This window comes from Mesorhizobium sp. M0139, assembly GCF_040322455.1.
Lineage (GTDB): Bacteria > Pseudomonadota > Alphaproteobacteria > Rhizobiales > Rhizobiaceae > Mesorhizobium.
Genome location: NZ_JAMYTN010000002.1, coordinates 400723 through 414527, shown reverse-complemented (window position 1 = coordinate 414527; position 13805 = coordinate 400723). Strand labels below are relative to the sequence as shown.

At 62.2% G+C, this 13805-nt stretch carries 16 protein-coding genes and 1 pseudogene; 11 read left to right on the top strand and 6 right to left on the bottom strand.

Annotated elements, in window-relative coordinates:
* Window positions 1-22: 22 nt before the first annotated feature.
* The 6 genes and pseudogenes from NKJ58_RS04580 to NKJ58_RS04555 all read right to left on the bottom strand — a co-directional run.
* Window positions 23-1021, bottom strand: a pseudogene (locus tag NKJ58_RS04580) (cation diffusion facilitator family transporter); the annotation flags it as partial.
* On the bottom strand, window positions 1018-1281 hold the full coding sequence (locus tag NKJ58_RS04575) for a metal-sensing transcriptional repressor (protein ID WP_352852824.1): 264 nt from the start codon (window positions 1279-1281) through the stop codon (window positions 1018-1020). The pseudogene NKJ58_RS04580 and the gene NKJ58_RS04575, both read right to left, overlap by 4 nt.
* 40 nt (window positions 1282-1321) lie before the next feature.
* Window positions 1322-1798, bottom strand: a complete 477-nt coding sequence (locus NKJ58_RS04570) for a hypothetical protein (RefSeq protein ID WP_352852823.1) — start codon at window positions 1796-1798, stop codon at window positions 1322-1324.
* A 16-nt stretch (window positions 1799-1814) separates the two neighbouring features.
* Window positions 1815-2510 carry a Crp/Fnr family transcriptional regulator gene (locus tag NKJ58_RS04565; RefSeq protein WP_352852822.1) on the bottom strand — a complete coding sequence of 232 codons (696 nt, stop codon included), beginning with the start codon at window positions 2508-2510 and terminating at the stop codon, window positions 1815-1817.
* A 10-nt stretch (window positions 2511-2520) separates the two neighbouring features.
* Window positions 2521-2715, bottom strand: coding sequence for a hypothetical protein (locus NKJ58_RS04560; protein ID WP_352852821.1), 195 nt, complete (start codon window positions 2713-2715; stop codon window positions 2521-2523).
* A 75-nt stretch (window positions 2716-2790) separates the two neighbouring features.
* Window positions 2791-3045, bottom strand: a complete 255-nt coding sequence (locus NKJ58_RS04555; protein ID WP_352852820.1) for a hypothetical protein — start codon at window positions 3043-3045, stop codon at window positions 2791-2793.
* A 150-nt stretch (window positions 3046-3195) separates the two neighbouring features.
* On the opposite strand from NKJ58_RS04555, the gene NKJ58_RS04550 reads away from it, so the two are divergent.
* The 11 genes from NKJ58_RS04550 (at window position 3196) to NKJ58_RS04500 (ending at window position 13769) form a co-directional block, all read left to right on the top strand.
* The gene (locus NKJ58_RS04550; protein WP_352852819.1) at window positions 3196-3588 is read left to right on the top strand and encodes a hypothetical protein; all 393 of its coding nucleotides are present in this window, start codon (window positions 3196-3198) and stop codon (window positions 3586-3588) included.
* Between the two features lie 167 nt (window positions 3589-3755).
* Entirely contained in the window at window positions 3756-4388 is a 633-nt protein-coding gene (gene copM, locus NKJ58_RS04545; RefSeq protein ID WP_352852818.1) for a CopM family metallochaperone, read from the top strand.
* Between the two features lie 12 nt (window positions 4389-4400).
* Window positions 4401-4679, top strand: coding sequence for a DUF5676 family membrane protein (locus NKJ58_RS04540; protein WP_352852817.1), 279 nt, complete (start codon window positions 4401-4403; stop codon window positions 4677-4679).
* Between the two features lie 20 nt (window positions 4680-4699).
* Window positions 4700-5149, top strand: a complete 450-nt coding sequence (locus tag NKJ58_RS04535) for a hypothetical protein (protein WP_352852816.1) — start codon at window positions 4700-4702, stop codon at window positions 5147-5149.
* A gap of 20 nt (window positions 5150-5169) precedes the next feature.
* A complete protein-coding gene (locus tag NKJ58_RS04530) occupies window positions 5170-5493 on the top strand; it encodes a DUF2933 domain-containing protein (protein ID WP_352852815.1) in 324 nt (107 codons plus the stop codon).
* Window positions 5494-5495: 2 nt separating this feature from the next.
* Entirely contained in the window at window positions 5496-6164 is a 669-nt protein-coding gene (locus NKJ58_RS04525) for a methyltransferase family protein (RefSeq protein ID WP_352852814.1), read from the top strand.
* 83 nt (window positions 6165-6247) lie between these two features.
* Window positions 6248-7678: a multicopper oxidase family protein gene (locus tag NKJ58_RS04520; protein ID WP_352852849.1), complete on the top strand. Its 1431-nt coding sequence runs from the start codon at window positions 6248-6250 to the stop codon at window positions 7676-7678.
* Between the two features lie 52 nt (window positions 7679-7730).
* Window positions 7731-10166, top strand: coding sequence for a heavy metal translocating P-type ATPase (locus tag NKJ58_RS04515; protein ID WP_352852813.1), 2436 nt, complete (start codon window positions 7731-7733; stop codon window positions 10164-10166).
* The gene (locus tag NKJ58_RS04510; RefSeq protein ID WP_352852812.1) at window positions 10163-11398 is read left to right on the top strand and encodes an MFS transporter; all 1236 of its coding nucleotides are present in this window, start codon (window positions 10163-10165) and stop codon (window positions 11396-11398) included. Before NKJ58_RS04515 ends, NKJ58_RS04510 begins: the two co-directional genes overlap by 4 nt.
* Window positions 11395-12906 (top strand): thymidine phosphorylase family protein, encoded by a 1512-nt coding sequence (locus NKJ58_RS04505; RefSeq protein WP_352852811.1) that lies wholly within the window; start codon window positions 11395-11397, stop codon window positions 12904-12906. The genes NKJ58_RS04510 and NKJ58_RS04505 overlap by 4 nt, the downstream gene beginning before the upstream one ends.
* Entirely contained in the window at window positions 12903-13769 is an 867-nt protein-coding gene (locus tag NKJ58_RS04500; protein WP_352852810.1) for a ribose-phosphate diphosphokinase, read from the top strand. Before NKJ58_RS04505 ends, NKJ58_RS04500 begins: the two co-directional genes overlap by 4 nt.
* The last annotated feature ends 36 nt before the right edge of the window (window positions 13770-13805 follow it).

Sequence of the window (13805 nt, the reverse complement as noted above, 5' to 3'; positions counted from 1 at the left end):
CGCCATGAGCATGTTCATGGGGGTGTGGATGCCCGTGCTCTTCATGTTCGGTCGAAAACCGGATGTTGGCAGCCGCGAGCGCCGGCATGTGCTCGAATAACTCGTATTCCAGCGCTGACGTGATCTTGTTGGCCTCAGATAGTAGCAAGGTTTCGACTGCGGCGATGGCAATGTCGACGTGCAGCTTGTGACCGATCCAACGCGCCTTGGCATCGACAATATGCGCCCCCCGCACATGCGCGACGGCGTGCTGGATTTCGTCCATCACGCCGGGTTCGATGCCGTCCAGCATGCGGGTGAGCACTGAGCGCGCCGACTGCCAGACAATGCCGAAGATCGCGATCGTGATGAGCAGCCCGACAATGGGGTCGGCCAAGGGAAATCCGAGCCAGACGCCGAGGGCTCCGGCGACGACGGCAAGGCTGGTGAGCCCATCGGTGCGGGCATGGTAGCCGTCGGCGATAAGTGCCGCGCTGTTGATTTCGCGGCCGACGCGGATGCGGAACACAGCGACCACCTCGTTGCCAAGAAAGCCGACAATGCCTGCCGCCGTCAGCCAGCCAAGATGCGTCACGACTTGCGGGTTTATCAGCCGCTCAATGGCCTGGTAACCGGCAACGATGGCGCTGAACAAGATGATCAGGACGATGATGATCCCGGCCAGATCCTCAACTCGTCCAAGGCCGTAGGTGAACGTTTTGCTGGGCTTGCGTCGTGCCAGCATGAACGCGATCCACAACGGTATGGCGGTCGTGGCATCGCCGACGTTGTGGATCGTATCGGCAAGCAGTGCCACGCTACCCGACAGCACAACCACAGCCATCTGCAATGCCGCTGTGATGGCCAGGATGACGAACGACCATTTGATCGCCCAGATGCCCCGATCGGTCGTCGCAATCGTTGCGTCGATGACGCCGTGGGTATGTCCATGTGGCCCGCTGCCATGGTCGTGACCATGTGCGGCGTGATCATGCGAGCCGAAGCCAAACCAGTCGAGAATGCGCGCTCTGAGACCGATCATAGGTATTTCGCCAGTTGCTTGAGCTCTGCCAGGGAGTTGCCCCCCGTTTCCGCGGTGTCTGTCAGGCAATGTTCAATGTGATCGTGGATCAGTTCGCGCTTTGCGCTGCTGATGGCGCTTTCCACAGCGTGGAGTTGCTGCGCCAGGTCAGCGCAGGGACGATGCGCCTCGAACATGGACAGCACCGCCGTGAGGTGACCTTGCGCGCGCTTCAAGCGCTTGATGATGGCGGGATGTGAATGGTGAATGCCTTTGGACATCCACGCCTCCTATCCTCCCGGGGAGGATAGAGTCAAGCGCTCATGGGTGATGCATGACCGCATCCGCGCCGTGGTCACGGACTTGTGCCTCAGACCAGTCGTGCAGCGCGGCCACGAGAGCCGGATCGCTTGCCTTGAAACGCAGGCGGGCGCCTCCTGGAAGTTGCTCGAAAGCAACGTGCATGCGTCCATCGCCTGCACGCAACTCCGCAAGGCCTGGCATTGCTTGTCCATGGATAGCGGATGGATCGGAGTAGTCGCCTTGTGCGAAGGCGGCGGCCTCCTTGTTCAGATGCGCTCGGATCAGGGTCACTTGCGTCGGATCCCCGTCTCGGGAGACGACATCCTGCGTCCCGCCATCCTTCAGCGGCGTAAATATATGGACGATGCGGGCCAGGTCGAAGGGCATGACTTCGGCACCCAAATGTTGCGCATGTCCCGTCGCATGCCCGGTATCCTGAGCAATGGCGGGCGCGACATTCAGTAATGTCGCAAGGGCTATGAGCTTGGCATCCATCCGGAAGCCTCCCTGATCATGAGTGAAAAGACGGCCGCAACCGAATTCGGCGGCGTTCGCGACTGATCGCGCCGGAGCGCTCCAAGCCGGCAAGTGTGCGGTAGTAAGCTTCATGCGTGAGGCCGAGTTCGGCGGCGATATCGAGCAGTCGCCCCTCGAAAGCGACCTCGCCGTTGGCGCCGGCCCGCAATTGGAGATGTTTGAGCACACGGTCCTCCGCCGAGCGGATGTTGCGCAGTTCGAGCACGTTTCGGGCAGCGTGGAGCTGGGATGTCACGCGCTCGATCCAGGCCATCGCCAGGTATGACGATGCGGCGAAGGCACGCAGGATATCTACCTTGGGACAGCTTGCGACCGTGACCTCCTCCAAGGCCTGTGCGTCGCAGTGGTAGCTGTCGGCAAACAGCGCCGCCTCGGCGAAGAGCTCACCGGCGCGACCGGTATGGATCGCAACGGGGTCCCCCGACGCGAGGTGGCGAACCATGCGCAGCCGTCCGAGCCGGATCAGGAACACGCTTTCGGCGGCCTCTCCTTGCCGGAAAAGGAACTGTCCCGCTGACAGGCTGCGATCCCGTCGAGCGGAAAACAGCGCGGCCATATGGAGGTCCTGCGAGGCGGGCGTCTCGATTTCGCCCGCTGCGGTCACTGGATGTCGGGTTTCTGCTTCTGGTTCTGTCACAAGGCCTCGATACCAGATTTTGGCCCAGATCATATGATCGAGATCATAGACGGCTGCTGATTGCGCCAGAACATCGCGATGATGCTGGTTTCGAAGTGATCGGCAGCGCTCGATCGACTTCGGAGCAGCAGGCCTTCTGTGCTTTGGCCAATAAGGCATTGAGGAAAGCGCCGCCGGCGTTGGTGTTCACTTCGATCAGCTTGGGACCGTCATCGTCGAGATGGAAATCGTAGCCCATCAGCACGCCGACTGGTCTAAAATCCCTCTGTGCGATTTCGGGAGCCCAGGAGAGGACCGCATCCCGGTAAGCTGGCTACATTGCTGTCGCCTCGATGGCGACGACGATTCTCTGCATCTCTTCGAGGGCGGACGTGGCGAGGAAGACCGGGACATTGGAAAACAGATGCGGCCGTGATGCCATGAAGGTTTCGCAGAAACCAGGCTCGCCGGCTTTGTGGTCCAGCGCCGCCCAAAGTTTGGCCCGGTCGAGAGTGATGCAGAAACATTTGCGGTTCAGTCGCCCCGACAGGGACGTGCTCAGATCCACCACGCCGGAAGCCGTAAGCATGAGCGTATCTCCTCATTGGCGACTGCTGTTTGGCCAAAGTCGAACGGCAAAAAAAGGGTATCTAGCCCAGGTCCCATGAGACCTTACCACCGGTTTGTGGACATTGATGTGCGTCAAAGTGTTGGCGGTAAATTGGGTTATGATGAGACAATGAAAGTCGCGTTGGCTCAGCTTCGGGTTTTCCTGTCCGTGATCCTTCTGATCGCGGGCGGTGCCGTCACTGGTGTCGTCGGGCATGCTTCTGCAACGGGTTCTGTTGCCGGCGTCACTGCCGACGTTGCAACGCCCTCGGCGAGCGCCTTGCACAAGGTGATAGGTAACCTCGCGTCCACAGACCAGGACTCCCATCGCGCCTCATGCGATGGCTGCCTGGATTGCATGCACTCGACTGGCTTCGGCTGTTGTGCTGCAGGCATTTCCGCAAGCGAATGCGGCGTCCTTGATGATGCGCCGGTTGCAATCCGCTTCATGGCGGGCAAGGCGCTGCTGGCAACCAGCATCGACCCAGAGGCTCTCCTGCAACCTCCCAAAATCTTCGTCTGATATCGCGCAGTCGCGGCCCTTGGGCCTGTTGAATCCAGCAGTGCCTGTCAAGGCCCCATAACGCGCGACCGATCCGCGAAACCATAACCAGCAGCGGCGATCTGGGCTGCCTTGCGCACCCGTTCAGAGCTCCTCTGTCGGTTATCACCAACCACAAGGAAACAGTCATGAAAACTCACCTTCGATTGATCACGTTTGCAGCATTCACAACTCTTTCGGCCGCGGCTTTTGCCCAGACCGATCCGCACCATCCGGCGGCCGATGCGCCGCAAGCCACGACAGCTGCTCCGGCCACACAGGCGATGCCGGGCGGGTTGCCCGAGCAGTGCACGGCGATGATGTCCACGATGCAGAAGATGATGCCCATGATGGAGAAGATGGCTCCCATGATGCAGCAAATGATGCCGATGATGCAGCAGATGATGCAGGGCGGCATGATGCAGGGTGGGCAAGGCGGCATGCAAGGCGGGATGATGCAGGGTCAGGGCGGCATGGCGCAGGGCGGCGGCATGACGAACATGCCGATGGACACCGCCAACATGTCCGAGGCCTCCAGAAATTATATGGAGGCGATGAAGCGAATGGACGCACCGATGATGCAGGGCCTCCAGGCCGGCGATCCCGATGTCGCTTTCGTCCAGGCAATGATCCCGCACCACCAGGGCGCCATCGATATGGCGCGGGCGGTCCTGCAATTCGGCAAAGATGATCAGGTCAAGGTTTGGGCCAATCAGATCATCACGGCTCAGCAGGCCGAGATCGCCGCCATGCAGGAATGGCTCAAGCAACACGCGAAATGACAGGAGGAAGGCATGGACAAACTCAGCGTCCTGTCCGTCGGCATTGCGCTGAGCGTGACGTCGGCCCTGATGAGCATGCTCTGCGCTTTGGCCGTCGCTATCTGGCCAGAGGCTACACTCGATTTCTTCGGCGCCATCATGCACGGGCTCGACCTCAGCGCGGTCAGGTCTACGGCGCCGATAAGCCCTGTCCGAGTTCTCTACGGCGTTCTCGGGCTTGGCATCGTCGGGCTGCTGGCGGGTGTCGTTTACGCCTCGATCTACAATGTCGTCGCCACGGGGCGGCGGTAAAGCAAGTCGAGGTTCAGCCCATGAAAGCCACAGTCAATCCATGGACGACGTCGTCCGTCACTCTTGCCCTGGCGGGGATGATCATCGCCGGGATCGGACTGTATTTCATCGCCCTCAGGCCACCATTATTGCCCGAGGATGTCCGCTATATGAACCTCTCGGTCGCCGAGCTCGAAGCCATCGGTCCACGGCTTGCGATGTGGCTCACCCAGGTTTTCCGGGTGCTCGGCGGCTATGCACTCGCCACCGGTGTTCTCCTGATTGCGCTGGCGCTCACCGCGTTCCGCGCGCGCCATCCGGTCGCGGTGGCCGGCGCTCTGGTCGGAGGAGCATCGTCCATCGGCTTGATGTCGGTGGTCAACTTCACGATCGGCTCCGACTTCAGGTGGTCCCTGTTCGCCTGCGCGCTGGTCTGGGCCGTAAGCCTCATCGCCTATGGGCTCGAAAGCCCCCGCAATGACAATCGATGACAAACAAAGGAACCCATCCCATGAATACCAACAACGTTCACCGCATGTCCGGTCCACCGACCGGGTCCGAACCAGAACCGGAGGCCGAGGCTGGCGGATTTTGGACTTTGAAGGCCGGCCTGGTCACGATCGCCTTCCTGCTGATCGCGGCGTTTTTCCTGCTCACGGAGCACTGGGCCCATACCCTCGGTGTCCTTCCCTTTCTGCTGCTGCTCGCCTGTCCTCTGCTTCACATGTTCATGCATGGCGGCCACCGCGGGCATGGCGTTCACGGCGGCCATGCCAGACACAAGAAACCTGAGCCGGGCGCGCAAGACGGCACCACCCACCACGAAGGAGCATGACGATGGTCGAGCAATCTCCTGCCTACGGCCTTTGGGGCCTGGTCATAATCAATTCGGCGGTTTTCATCCTGTTCGCATTCAGCTTCTTCAAGCCGCGAACCGGCCGCGACTGGCGCTCCTTCGGTGCCTTCAGCGCCTTCCTGGTGGCACTGTTTGCCGAGATGTATGGCTTTCCCCTGACGATTTACCTGTTCTCGGGGTGGCTGCAGTCACGATACCCTGGCATCGACTGGTTCTCGCACGGTGCCGGTCACCTCTCGGAGATGATGTTCGGCTGGCGTCTCAATCCGCATTTCGGCCCCTTCCACGTTCTCAGCTTCTTCCTGATCGGCGGCGGATTCATGCTGATCTCGACTGCTTGGCGCGTGCTTTACGAAGCGCAGCGTCACAATCGGCTCGCAACGGGTGGGCCATATGCCTCCGTCCGGCACCCGCAATATGTCGGCTTCGTCCTCGTCATGGCGGGCTTCCTCGTGCAATGGCCGACGCTGCTGACGCTGGCGATGTTTCCCATTCTGGTCGCCATGTATGTGCGACTTTCCTTCATTGAGGAGCGAGAAACGAGAAAAGAGTTCGGCGACTCATACGACCGTTATGCCGCTCGTGTGCCCGCCTTTTTCCCGCATTTGGCCAAGCTGTTCGGCTCCGGTCGCGAGCGCCGTGCGCCCTAAGGGCAGAGCCCTTGGGCCTGATCCTGTGTGCTGAACCAAATAACGAAGTTCTGAAATCCGAAGTCGAAAACAAAGGAACGATCATGAAACGCCGGGATATTCTGAAGGGCGCAGTGGCAGGCGCAGCAGCTTTTGCAATCCCATCGGGCTTGCTCGCAGCAGCCTCTGCCGGTCAGTCGGGCGGCCAGTCGCTTGGCATCTCGCGCCGCACGATCGAGGTGAACGGTAAAGCTGCAAGTGTCTTCGGCCTGCAAAGGGCCGACGGCGCGCCTGGCCTGCGCTTGCGGGCGGGCGAAGCCTTCAACGTGCTGCTTCGAAACGAGACTGCCGAGCCGACGATCATACATTGGCACGGACTGACGCCGCCGTGGCCGAGCGACGGCGTCGCCGACGCGCCACTGCCGTTCATCAGCGCCAAGGCCGATCGCAGCTTCCAATTTCCGGTCGGCGGGCCAGGCACTTTCTGGATGCACGCCCATACCTTGCAGGAACAATTGCTGCTCGCGGCTCCGCTCATTGTCGCCGATCCCGCCGATGACGCAAAGGATGAGCAGGAGGTTGTTGTCCTGCTCCACGATTTTTCGTTCTCATCGCCTCAGGAACTGCTGGCTGGGCTGCAGAGTAAGAACACCGGCGGCTCCATGCCGATGGACGGCATGGATATGTCGGGAGCGAAGACCAGCGCCATGGCAGGGATGAAGGATGGCGGCATGGTGATGGATATCAATGACATCGAGTATGACGCCTATCTGGCCAATGACCGGTCCCTGAACGACCCCGAGATCGTGCCGGTCGAACGGGGCGGACGCGTGCGCGTGCGGATCATCAACGGCGCCACCGCGACGGCGTTTACAATCGATTTCGGGGAACTTGACGGCGAACTGATTGCGGTAGACGGTCAGCCTGTCGAACCGGTCAGGGGCCGGCACTTTCCAATGACGATGGGCCAGCGCATCGACGTGCGCGTGCAGTTGCCGGGCGACCTCAGCACCTCCTTTCCGATCCTGGCGCTGCGCGAGGGAAGCAAGGAACGGACCGGAATCGTCCTGCGTCCGGCGGGGGCGGCGGTGGCCAAGCTCGGGCCAGCGGCTGACGTCGACGCTCCGGTTCTGAACCTGACGCTCGAGGCGCAACTTCGAGCAATCGCGCCACTTGCATCACGCCTGGCGAACAAAACGTTCGAAATGGCGCTGACCGGCGACATGGCTGCCTATCGCTGGGGTCTCGAAACCAGCGCGCCCATCCTCGTGGACAAGGGCGATCGGGTCGAGGTCACGCTGCGCAACGACACCATGATGGCTCACCCAATGCACCTTCACGGCCACCATTTCCAGGTGGTCGCGATTGACGGGCAGCGTTTCCGGGGCGCCGTTCGCGACACCGTGCTGGTGCCGCCGATGCGGTCGATCACCATTGCCGTCGATGCCGTCAATCCCGGCAAATGGGCATTTCACTGTCACCATCTCTACCACATGGCGAGCGGCATGATGTCGGCCTTTGCCTACCGAAGCTGAGACACCGCAAGCGGTGCGATTGCTGCCACGAACCGCGGCACGGAGAACGATCATGAAAAAGATCAATCTGGAAGTGCGCGACCTCATCGGCATGATGGATTTCGCCGCGGTCGAAAAACGACTGGCAGCTCTGCCGGGTGTCGCCGGTGTCGCGATGAACGCGGGATCGACAACCGCAACCATCGAATTCGATGAGGGGCGGACGACTCCGGAGACCCTTGCTCGGGAAATCAAGGCCTGCGGTTTCCATTGCCGCGGCGAGGTCGTGCCGCGGCATCTGTGCATGCCTGACAGCATGACGATTCCGCCGGGGCATCCGCGCGCGACCGTCGGGCGCGCCGGGCACGCCGGGCACGATCATGGAGGGCACGCCGCCATGATCGAGCCGGCTCCAGCGGGCGGGACCACGGTTGCAGCCAAGGCGTCGCGCGACGCCATGGCCCATGAGATGGGACACGGCGCCGGCATGGACATGCAGGGCATGGTCAAGGATATGCGCAACCGCTTCCTCGTCAGCCTGATCTTCGCCCTGCCGATTTTCGCCATGGAGCCGATGGGTCTGGGCGAACCTTGGTTGCGCCCGCCCTTAGGACTGAGCGAAGACGTAGCGATGTTCTTCCTAGCCAGCGCCGCGATCCTCTACCCAGTCTGGCCTTTCCTGGTCGCCGCCTGGCGGGCCTTGCGCAACGGCGTCCTCAACATGGCCGTGCTGGTGGTGCTGAGCGTGGGCACCGGCTACCTGTTCAGCGTCGGCGCGAACTTCTTCTTCGAGGGGCAGCAGTTCTACGAGGCGGCGAGCGTGCTGCTCGTGTTCATCCTGCTCGGCCATTGGCTGGAGATGCGCGCACGTGCCGGAGCCTCGGCCGCGATCAGGGCCTTGCTTGACCTCGCCCCGCCCAGGGCCTCAGTCTTCCGCGATGGCAAGGAGGTCGAGGTTGCGACCGCCGACGTAGTGCTCGGCGACATCGTGGTCCTGCGGCCCGGCAACAAGCTTCCCGTCGACGGCGAGGTGGTCGAGGGCACGTCGACGATCGACGAGTCGATGCTGACGGGTGAGTCGATGCCGGTGACGAAGAAGGTCGGCGACAAGGTCATCGGGGCAACCATCAACAAGAGCGGCACGCTGCGCTACCGCTCTACCAAGGTGGGTGCCGACACTGCGCTTGCCCAGATCGTCAAGCTGGTCCAGGAGGCTCAGAACTCGAAGGCCCCGGCGCAGTTGCTCGCCGATCGCGCTTCGCAATGGCTGGTGCTCGCTGCGATCCTCATCGGGCTTGCAACCTTCGCCGTCTGGTTCTGGTGGCTCGGCCAGCCTCTGCTGTTCGCGATGACCTTGACCATAACCGTCTTCGTCATCGCTTGTCCCGATGCGCTCGGCCTCGCCACGCCGATGGCTGTCATGGTCGGCACCGGCCTTGGCGCGTCAAACGGGATCCTGTTCAAGAACGCAGCCGCTCTCGAGGAGGCGACCAAGCTCAACGTGATCGTGTTCGACAAGACCGGCACGCTCACCATGGGTCAGCCCAAGGTCGTCGAAATCGTCCCCGCCGCCGGCGTTTCACCCGACGAGGTTTTGCAAGTTGCAGCTGCCGTGGATCAGGGGTCGGATCACCCGCTGGCCGTCGCAATCGTCGAGCGAGCCGGAGACCTGACTCTTCCCAAGGTTTCGGGATTTCTCAACATCGAGGGCAAGGGCGCCAGCGCCGCCATCGGAGGAAATCCGGTTTTCCTCGGCAACCGACGCCTCATGGACGAGCAGAAAATCGATCTTCTGGCGCTCGGCGAGAAAGCCGAAACGCTCAAGGGCGAAGGCCGCACCGTCATCCATGTGGCACGATCCGGCAAATTGCTCGGGCTGATCGCGATCGCCGATACGCCGCGCCCGACAGCCATCGCAACGATCGCCAAACTGCATGAGCAGGGCGTGCGCGTGGCGATGCTCACGGGCGACAATGCCGGGACCGCCAAACGCATCGCGGACGTGCTCGGCATCGACATCGTCCTGGCCGATGTCTTGCCAGGGCAGAAAGCCGAGAAGATCAAGGAACTGCAGGGACAGGGCCTGAAGGTCGGCATGGTCGGCGATGGCGTCAACGACGCGCCAGCCCTGACGCAAGCCAACGTCGGGTTTGCGATCGGCGCGGGCACCGATGTCGCCATTGAAAGCGCCGACATCGTGCTGATGAAAAGCGATCCCTACGATGTGGTCGGCGCGATGACACTCTCGCGCGCCACGCTACGCAAGATGCACCAGAACCTGTGGTGGGCGGTTGGCTACAATCTCATCGCCTTCCCGATCGCGGCGGGCGTGTTTTACCCATTCCTGCTGAGCCCCGAGCTCGCAGCCCTGGCAATGTCGGGCAGTTCGGCTCTTGTGGCCATCAACGCTCTTCTGCTCAAGCGAACCAGGCTCGAAGGCATTCGACCTTCCGCCGCATCGATGAGCGAAGGTGTCGCTCATCAGCACCCTACGGGCGCCCAGGCATGAGCGTGTCGATGCAGGCTCGCCTGCCGACGTCGCGATGGGCCCTGGGCGCACTTCTCGCCTCGGCCTTTGTCGTTGCGCTGGGCTACGGAATCGTCTTGCCGGTCCTGCCGATGATGGTCGAGCGGCTTGCCGGTTCCACAGACCCGACATTCAATGCGCGGCAGATTGGCTTCTTGACCGCCGCCTATGTCGCCGCGCCGGTGGGCGCCGCTTTCCTCTGGGGTAAGTGGTCGGATTTGATCGGTCGCAGACCTGTCCTTGTCGTTGGTCTGATCGGCTTTGCCGTCACCCTGGCCGCCTCGGCGCTGGCCCCAAGTCTACTCGTTCTTTATGTCGGGCGAATATTGAATGGCGGCTTCGCGGCTGCCGTGGGACCAACGGGACTTGCGTTCATTGCCGACACCGAAGGTGAGGACAATCGCCGCACCAGAGCGTTCGGCTGGATGAGCATGGCATCGATCGCAGGCTTCCTGGTCGGACCCACGCTCGGCGGGCTCGTGGCGGAACTGAAGCTTGACTTGGGCGTGGCGGCTGTCCCGCCACAGACCGTTCCCTTCATTCTTGCGTCCGGCCTCGCTGTAGCGGCAGCGCTTGGCGTGTGCTCTGTGCTGCCTGGAAAGCTGCCCGGCCCCCGTATTGAGGCGAACAAGCCCGGGTCATCAATGTTCGTGTCCGGAGAGATACGGCTGCTCGCTCTTGCCGCCGTGGCAGCGGCAGGGCTTGGTGCATTCGAGGTCGGGCTCACGTTGCGAAACGTTGAACTCGCAATGGGTCCCACTGCGCTCGGCCTCATGTTCGCGACATGCAGCGTTGTGATGTTTGCGGTCCAGGGCCTTGTCTTTTCGCCGCTCGTCAAACCGGCAGCGACGAGGCTGCTTGTGGCTCCTGCCTTCCTGGTGATGGCGATCGGTCTGGCGGTTATGCCGAGACTTGCCGGGCTCACGGAAATGCTGTTTGCGGTTTCCGTTGTTTCGGCTTCGGCCGGTTTGATCAGCCCGTTGCTCGCCTACTGGGTGTCACGCATCAGCGCACGAAGCCAAGGTCTGGAACTCGGCGTCCAGTCGGCAGCGGTCAGCCTCGGGCTGTCAGTGGGCTCCGCGGCCGCCGGCCTGCTATTCGGTTTCCACCGTCTGCAAGGCGCCACCTTCCTTGTTGCTGCCGCGGCGATGGGTCTCGCCGCAGTCGCGAGCCTGAAACTGCCGCAACCACCGCCGCTGGAGCAGCAGGCATGAGTGACGCCCCTAGCCCGTTACGTCTCATCCGAGCGGGTATCGACACCTATCAGCAACCGGTCGTCTACATGCATCGCGATTGTCACGTCTGCCGGTCGGAAGGTTTCACCGCTCTGACCCGGGTTCTGGCTCGCAGCGGCGACCGCGAGGTGGTCGCCACGCTTAATGTGGTTGTCGATGATCACCTCGAACTGGATGTCGCCGCACTGTCGGAGGCCGCTTGGGCGATCCTCCAACCGGGCGCCGATGCAGTCGCCGTATTCAGCCATCCGGAGCCGCCCGTCTCGGCACCGGCATTAAGGGCGAAGGTCTTCGGCCAGCGGCTCGGCGAGTCGGATTTCCTTGCCCTAATGCACGACACCGTCAGCCACCGCCTCTCAGACATGGAACTGACGGCATTCGTCACGGCCTGCGCCGGCGACCGGCTCGACAATGAAGAGACGATTGCACTGACCAAGGCAATGTTGGCGGTCGGAGAGCGCATAGATTGGGGCGGCGACGCGGTGTTGGACAAGCATTGCGTCGGCGGCCTTCCCGGAAACCGCACCACGCCCATTGTCGTTGCGATTGTTGCTGCTGCCGGTCACCGAATCCCAAAGACGTCCTCGCGCGCCATAACCTCTCCTGCCGGCACGGCCGACGCGATGGAGGTTATGGCGCCGGTGACGCTGGATCTCGAAGCCATGCGAAGCGTGGTCGAGCGCGAAGGAGGCTGCATCGTCTGGGGCGGAAATGTCCGTCTCAGCCCAGCCGACGACATTCTGATCCGCATCGAGCGCCCGCTTGACTTCGACAGCGACGGCCAACTGGTCGCTAGTGTGCTTTCCAAGAAGGCCGCGGCCGGCGCTACCCATGTGGTCATCGACATTCCCATCGGACCGACCGCCAAGGTGCGTTCTTTCTCAGCCGCCGCTTTCCTCGAGGCAAGGCTCATTGCCGCGGCGCAGGCTCTTGGACTTAACCTCTCTGTCCTCCGCACCGATGGCCTCCAGCCCGTCGGCTATGGCATCGGTCCGGCTCTTGAGGCGCGGGACGTGCTTAGCGTCTTGCGCAACGACGCGGCAGGGCCCCGCGATCTCCGCAGCCGTGCGCTCGACATTGCTGGCGTCTTGCTCGATTCCGCGCCCGGGGCGGTGCTAGGAAAAGGCCGCGCCGTGGCGTCCACACTGCTCGACAGTGGCGCGGCTCTCCGCAAGTTTATGGCGATCTGCCAGGCACAGGGCGGCTTTACCGAGCCGGGAGTGGCCCCACACATCAGTCCAGTTCTTGCCAGCCGCGATGGCCAGATTCAGGCAGTCGACAATCGTCGGCTTGCAAGGATCGCCAAGCTCGCCGGCGCCCCAGGCAGCCCTCTGGCTGGGACCGATTCCCGAGTTCGGATCGGCGACAGTGTCCAGGCCGGTGAGCCGCTGTTTCACGTCCATGCCCGGTCACCGGGAGAACTGGAATATGCACTTGAATATGCTTCGGCTCATCCGGAGATATTCGAAATCGGGGTCGGAGAATGACCCGCGTGCTGCTTCCTTTCCCGTTGCAACGAACCCTGACAGACGCAATGGCCCCCTTGCTGGGCGCACGAACCGGTCGGCTGGACTGGCGCCACTTTCCGGACGGCGAATCCCTGGTCACGATCGAACAGGATCTGGACGGCGTCGACGTCGCCCTCGTCGCCAGTCTCCGCAACCCTGATGAACTCGCTCTGCCATTGCGGTTCGCGGCCGCGACAGCGCGCGAATTCGGAGCACGCTCCATTGGACTTATTGCGCCTTATCTGGCCTACATGCGCCAGGATAAGCGGTTTAATCCCGGCGAAGCCGTAAGTGCGCCAATGTTCGCACGTTTCCTGGCGGACAGTTTCGATTGGCTGGTGACGGCAGATCCTCACCTGCACAGGATTCCCAGGCTCTCCGAGCTTTTTCGCATCCCAGCCCGTGCGGTGGCCACGGCTCCTCTCATCTCTGAATGGATCAGAGACAACATCCCGAATGCCGTCCTGATAGGACCAGATGGTGAAAGCAGCCAATGGGTATCCGACGTCGCCGACCGCGCCGGCGTGGCCTATCAGATCCTGGCGAAAATCCGACGAGGTGACCGTGGCGTCGACGTGAGTCTCCCTTCGATCGATGCGGCTCGCAGCCGAACCCCGATCATCGTCGATGACATCGCTTCGTCGGGACGGACCATGATCGAAACGCTGAATCGTTTGAGGCAGCTTGGTCTGCCTCCGGCAGTCTGCATCGTCATTCATCCCGTGTTCGCTCAAAACGCCTACGCGCAACTGTTGGGGGCCGGCGCTGAAAGGGTCGTGAGCACGGACTCCATTCCGCATGTCGAACGAGATTTCCCTCGCCGGCTTGCTGGCCGAGGGTAGCGTCGAATTGTTCGGGAACGCTCTTCCAAAGGAGAC

Bases quoted from the DNA above. Each gene is read 5' to 3' on its own strand.
- NKJ58_RS04565 (WP_352852822.1), bottom strand. From the start codon at position 2,510: ATGATCTGGGCCAAAATCTGGTATCGAGGCCTTGTGACAGAACCAGAA.
- NKJ58_RS04510 (WP_352852812.1), top strand. From the start codon at position 10,163: ATGAGCGTGTCGATGCAGGCTCGCCTGCCGACGTCGCGATGGGCCCTG.
- NKJ58_RS04560 (WP_352852821.1), bottom strand. From the start codon at position 2,715: ATGGGCTACGATTTCCATCTCGACGATGACGGTCCCAAGCTGATCGAA.
- NKJ58_RS04505 (WP_352852811.1), top strand. From the start codon at position 11,395: ATGAGTGACGCCCCTAGCCCGTTACGTCTCATCCGAGCGGGTATCGAC.
- NKJ58_RS04555 (WP_352852820.1), bottom strand. From the start codon at position 3,045: ATGCTTACGGCTTCCGGCGTGGTGGATCTGAGCACGTCCCTGTCGGGG.
- NKJ58_RS04570 (WP_352852823.1), bottom strand. From the start codon at position 1,798: ATGGATGCCAAGCTCATAGCCCTTGCGACATTACTGAATGTCGCGCCC.
- NKJ58_RS04515 (WP_352852813.1), top strand. From the start codon at position 7,731: ATGAAAAAGATCAATCTGGAAGTGCGCGACCTCATCGGCATGATGGAT.
- NKJ58_RS04540 (WP_352852817.1), top strand. From the start codon at position 4,401: ATGGACAAACTCAGCGTCCTGTCCGTCGGCATTGCGCTGAGCGTGACG.
- NKJ58_RS04520 (WP_352852849.1), top strand. From the start codon at position 6,248: ATGAAACGCCGGGATATTCTGAAGGGCGCAGTGGCAGGCGCAGCAGCT.
- NKJ58_RS04530 (WP_352852815.1), top strand. From the start codon at position 5,170: ATGAATACCAACAACGTTCACCGCATGTCCGGTCCACCGACCGGGTCC.
- NKJ58_RS04550 (WP_352852819.1), top strand. From the start codon at position 3,196: ATGAAAGTCGCGTTGGCTCAGCTTCGGGTTTTCCTGTCCGTGATCCTT.
- copM (WP_352852818.1), top strand. From the start codon at position 3,756: ATGAAAACTCACCTTCGATTGATCACGTTTGCAGCATTCACAACTCTT.
- NKJ58_RS04535 (WP_352852816.1), top strand. From the start codon at position 4,700: ATGAAAGCCACAGTCAATCCATGGACGACGTCGTCCGTCACTCTTGCC.
- NKJ58_RS04525 (WP_352852814.1), top strand. From the start codon at position 5,496: ATGGTCGAGCAATCTCCTGCCTACGGCCTTTGGGGCCTGGTCATAATC.
- NKJ58_RS04500 (WP_352852810.1), top strand. From the start codon at position 12,903: ATGACCCGCGTGCTGCTTCCTTTCCCGTTGCAACGAACCCTGACAGAC.
- NKJ58_RS04575 (WP_352852824.1), bottom strand. From the start codon at position 1,281: ATGTCCAAAGGCATTCACCATTCACATCCCGCCATCATCAAGCGCTTG.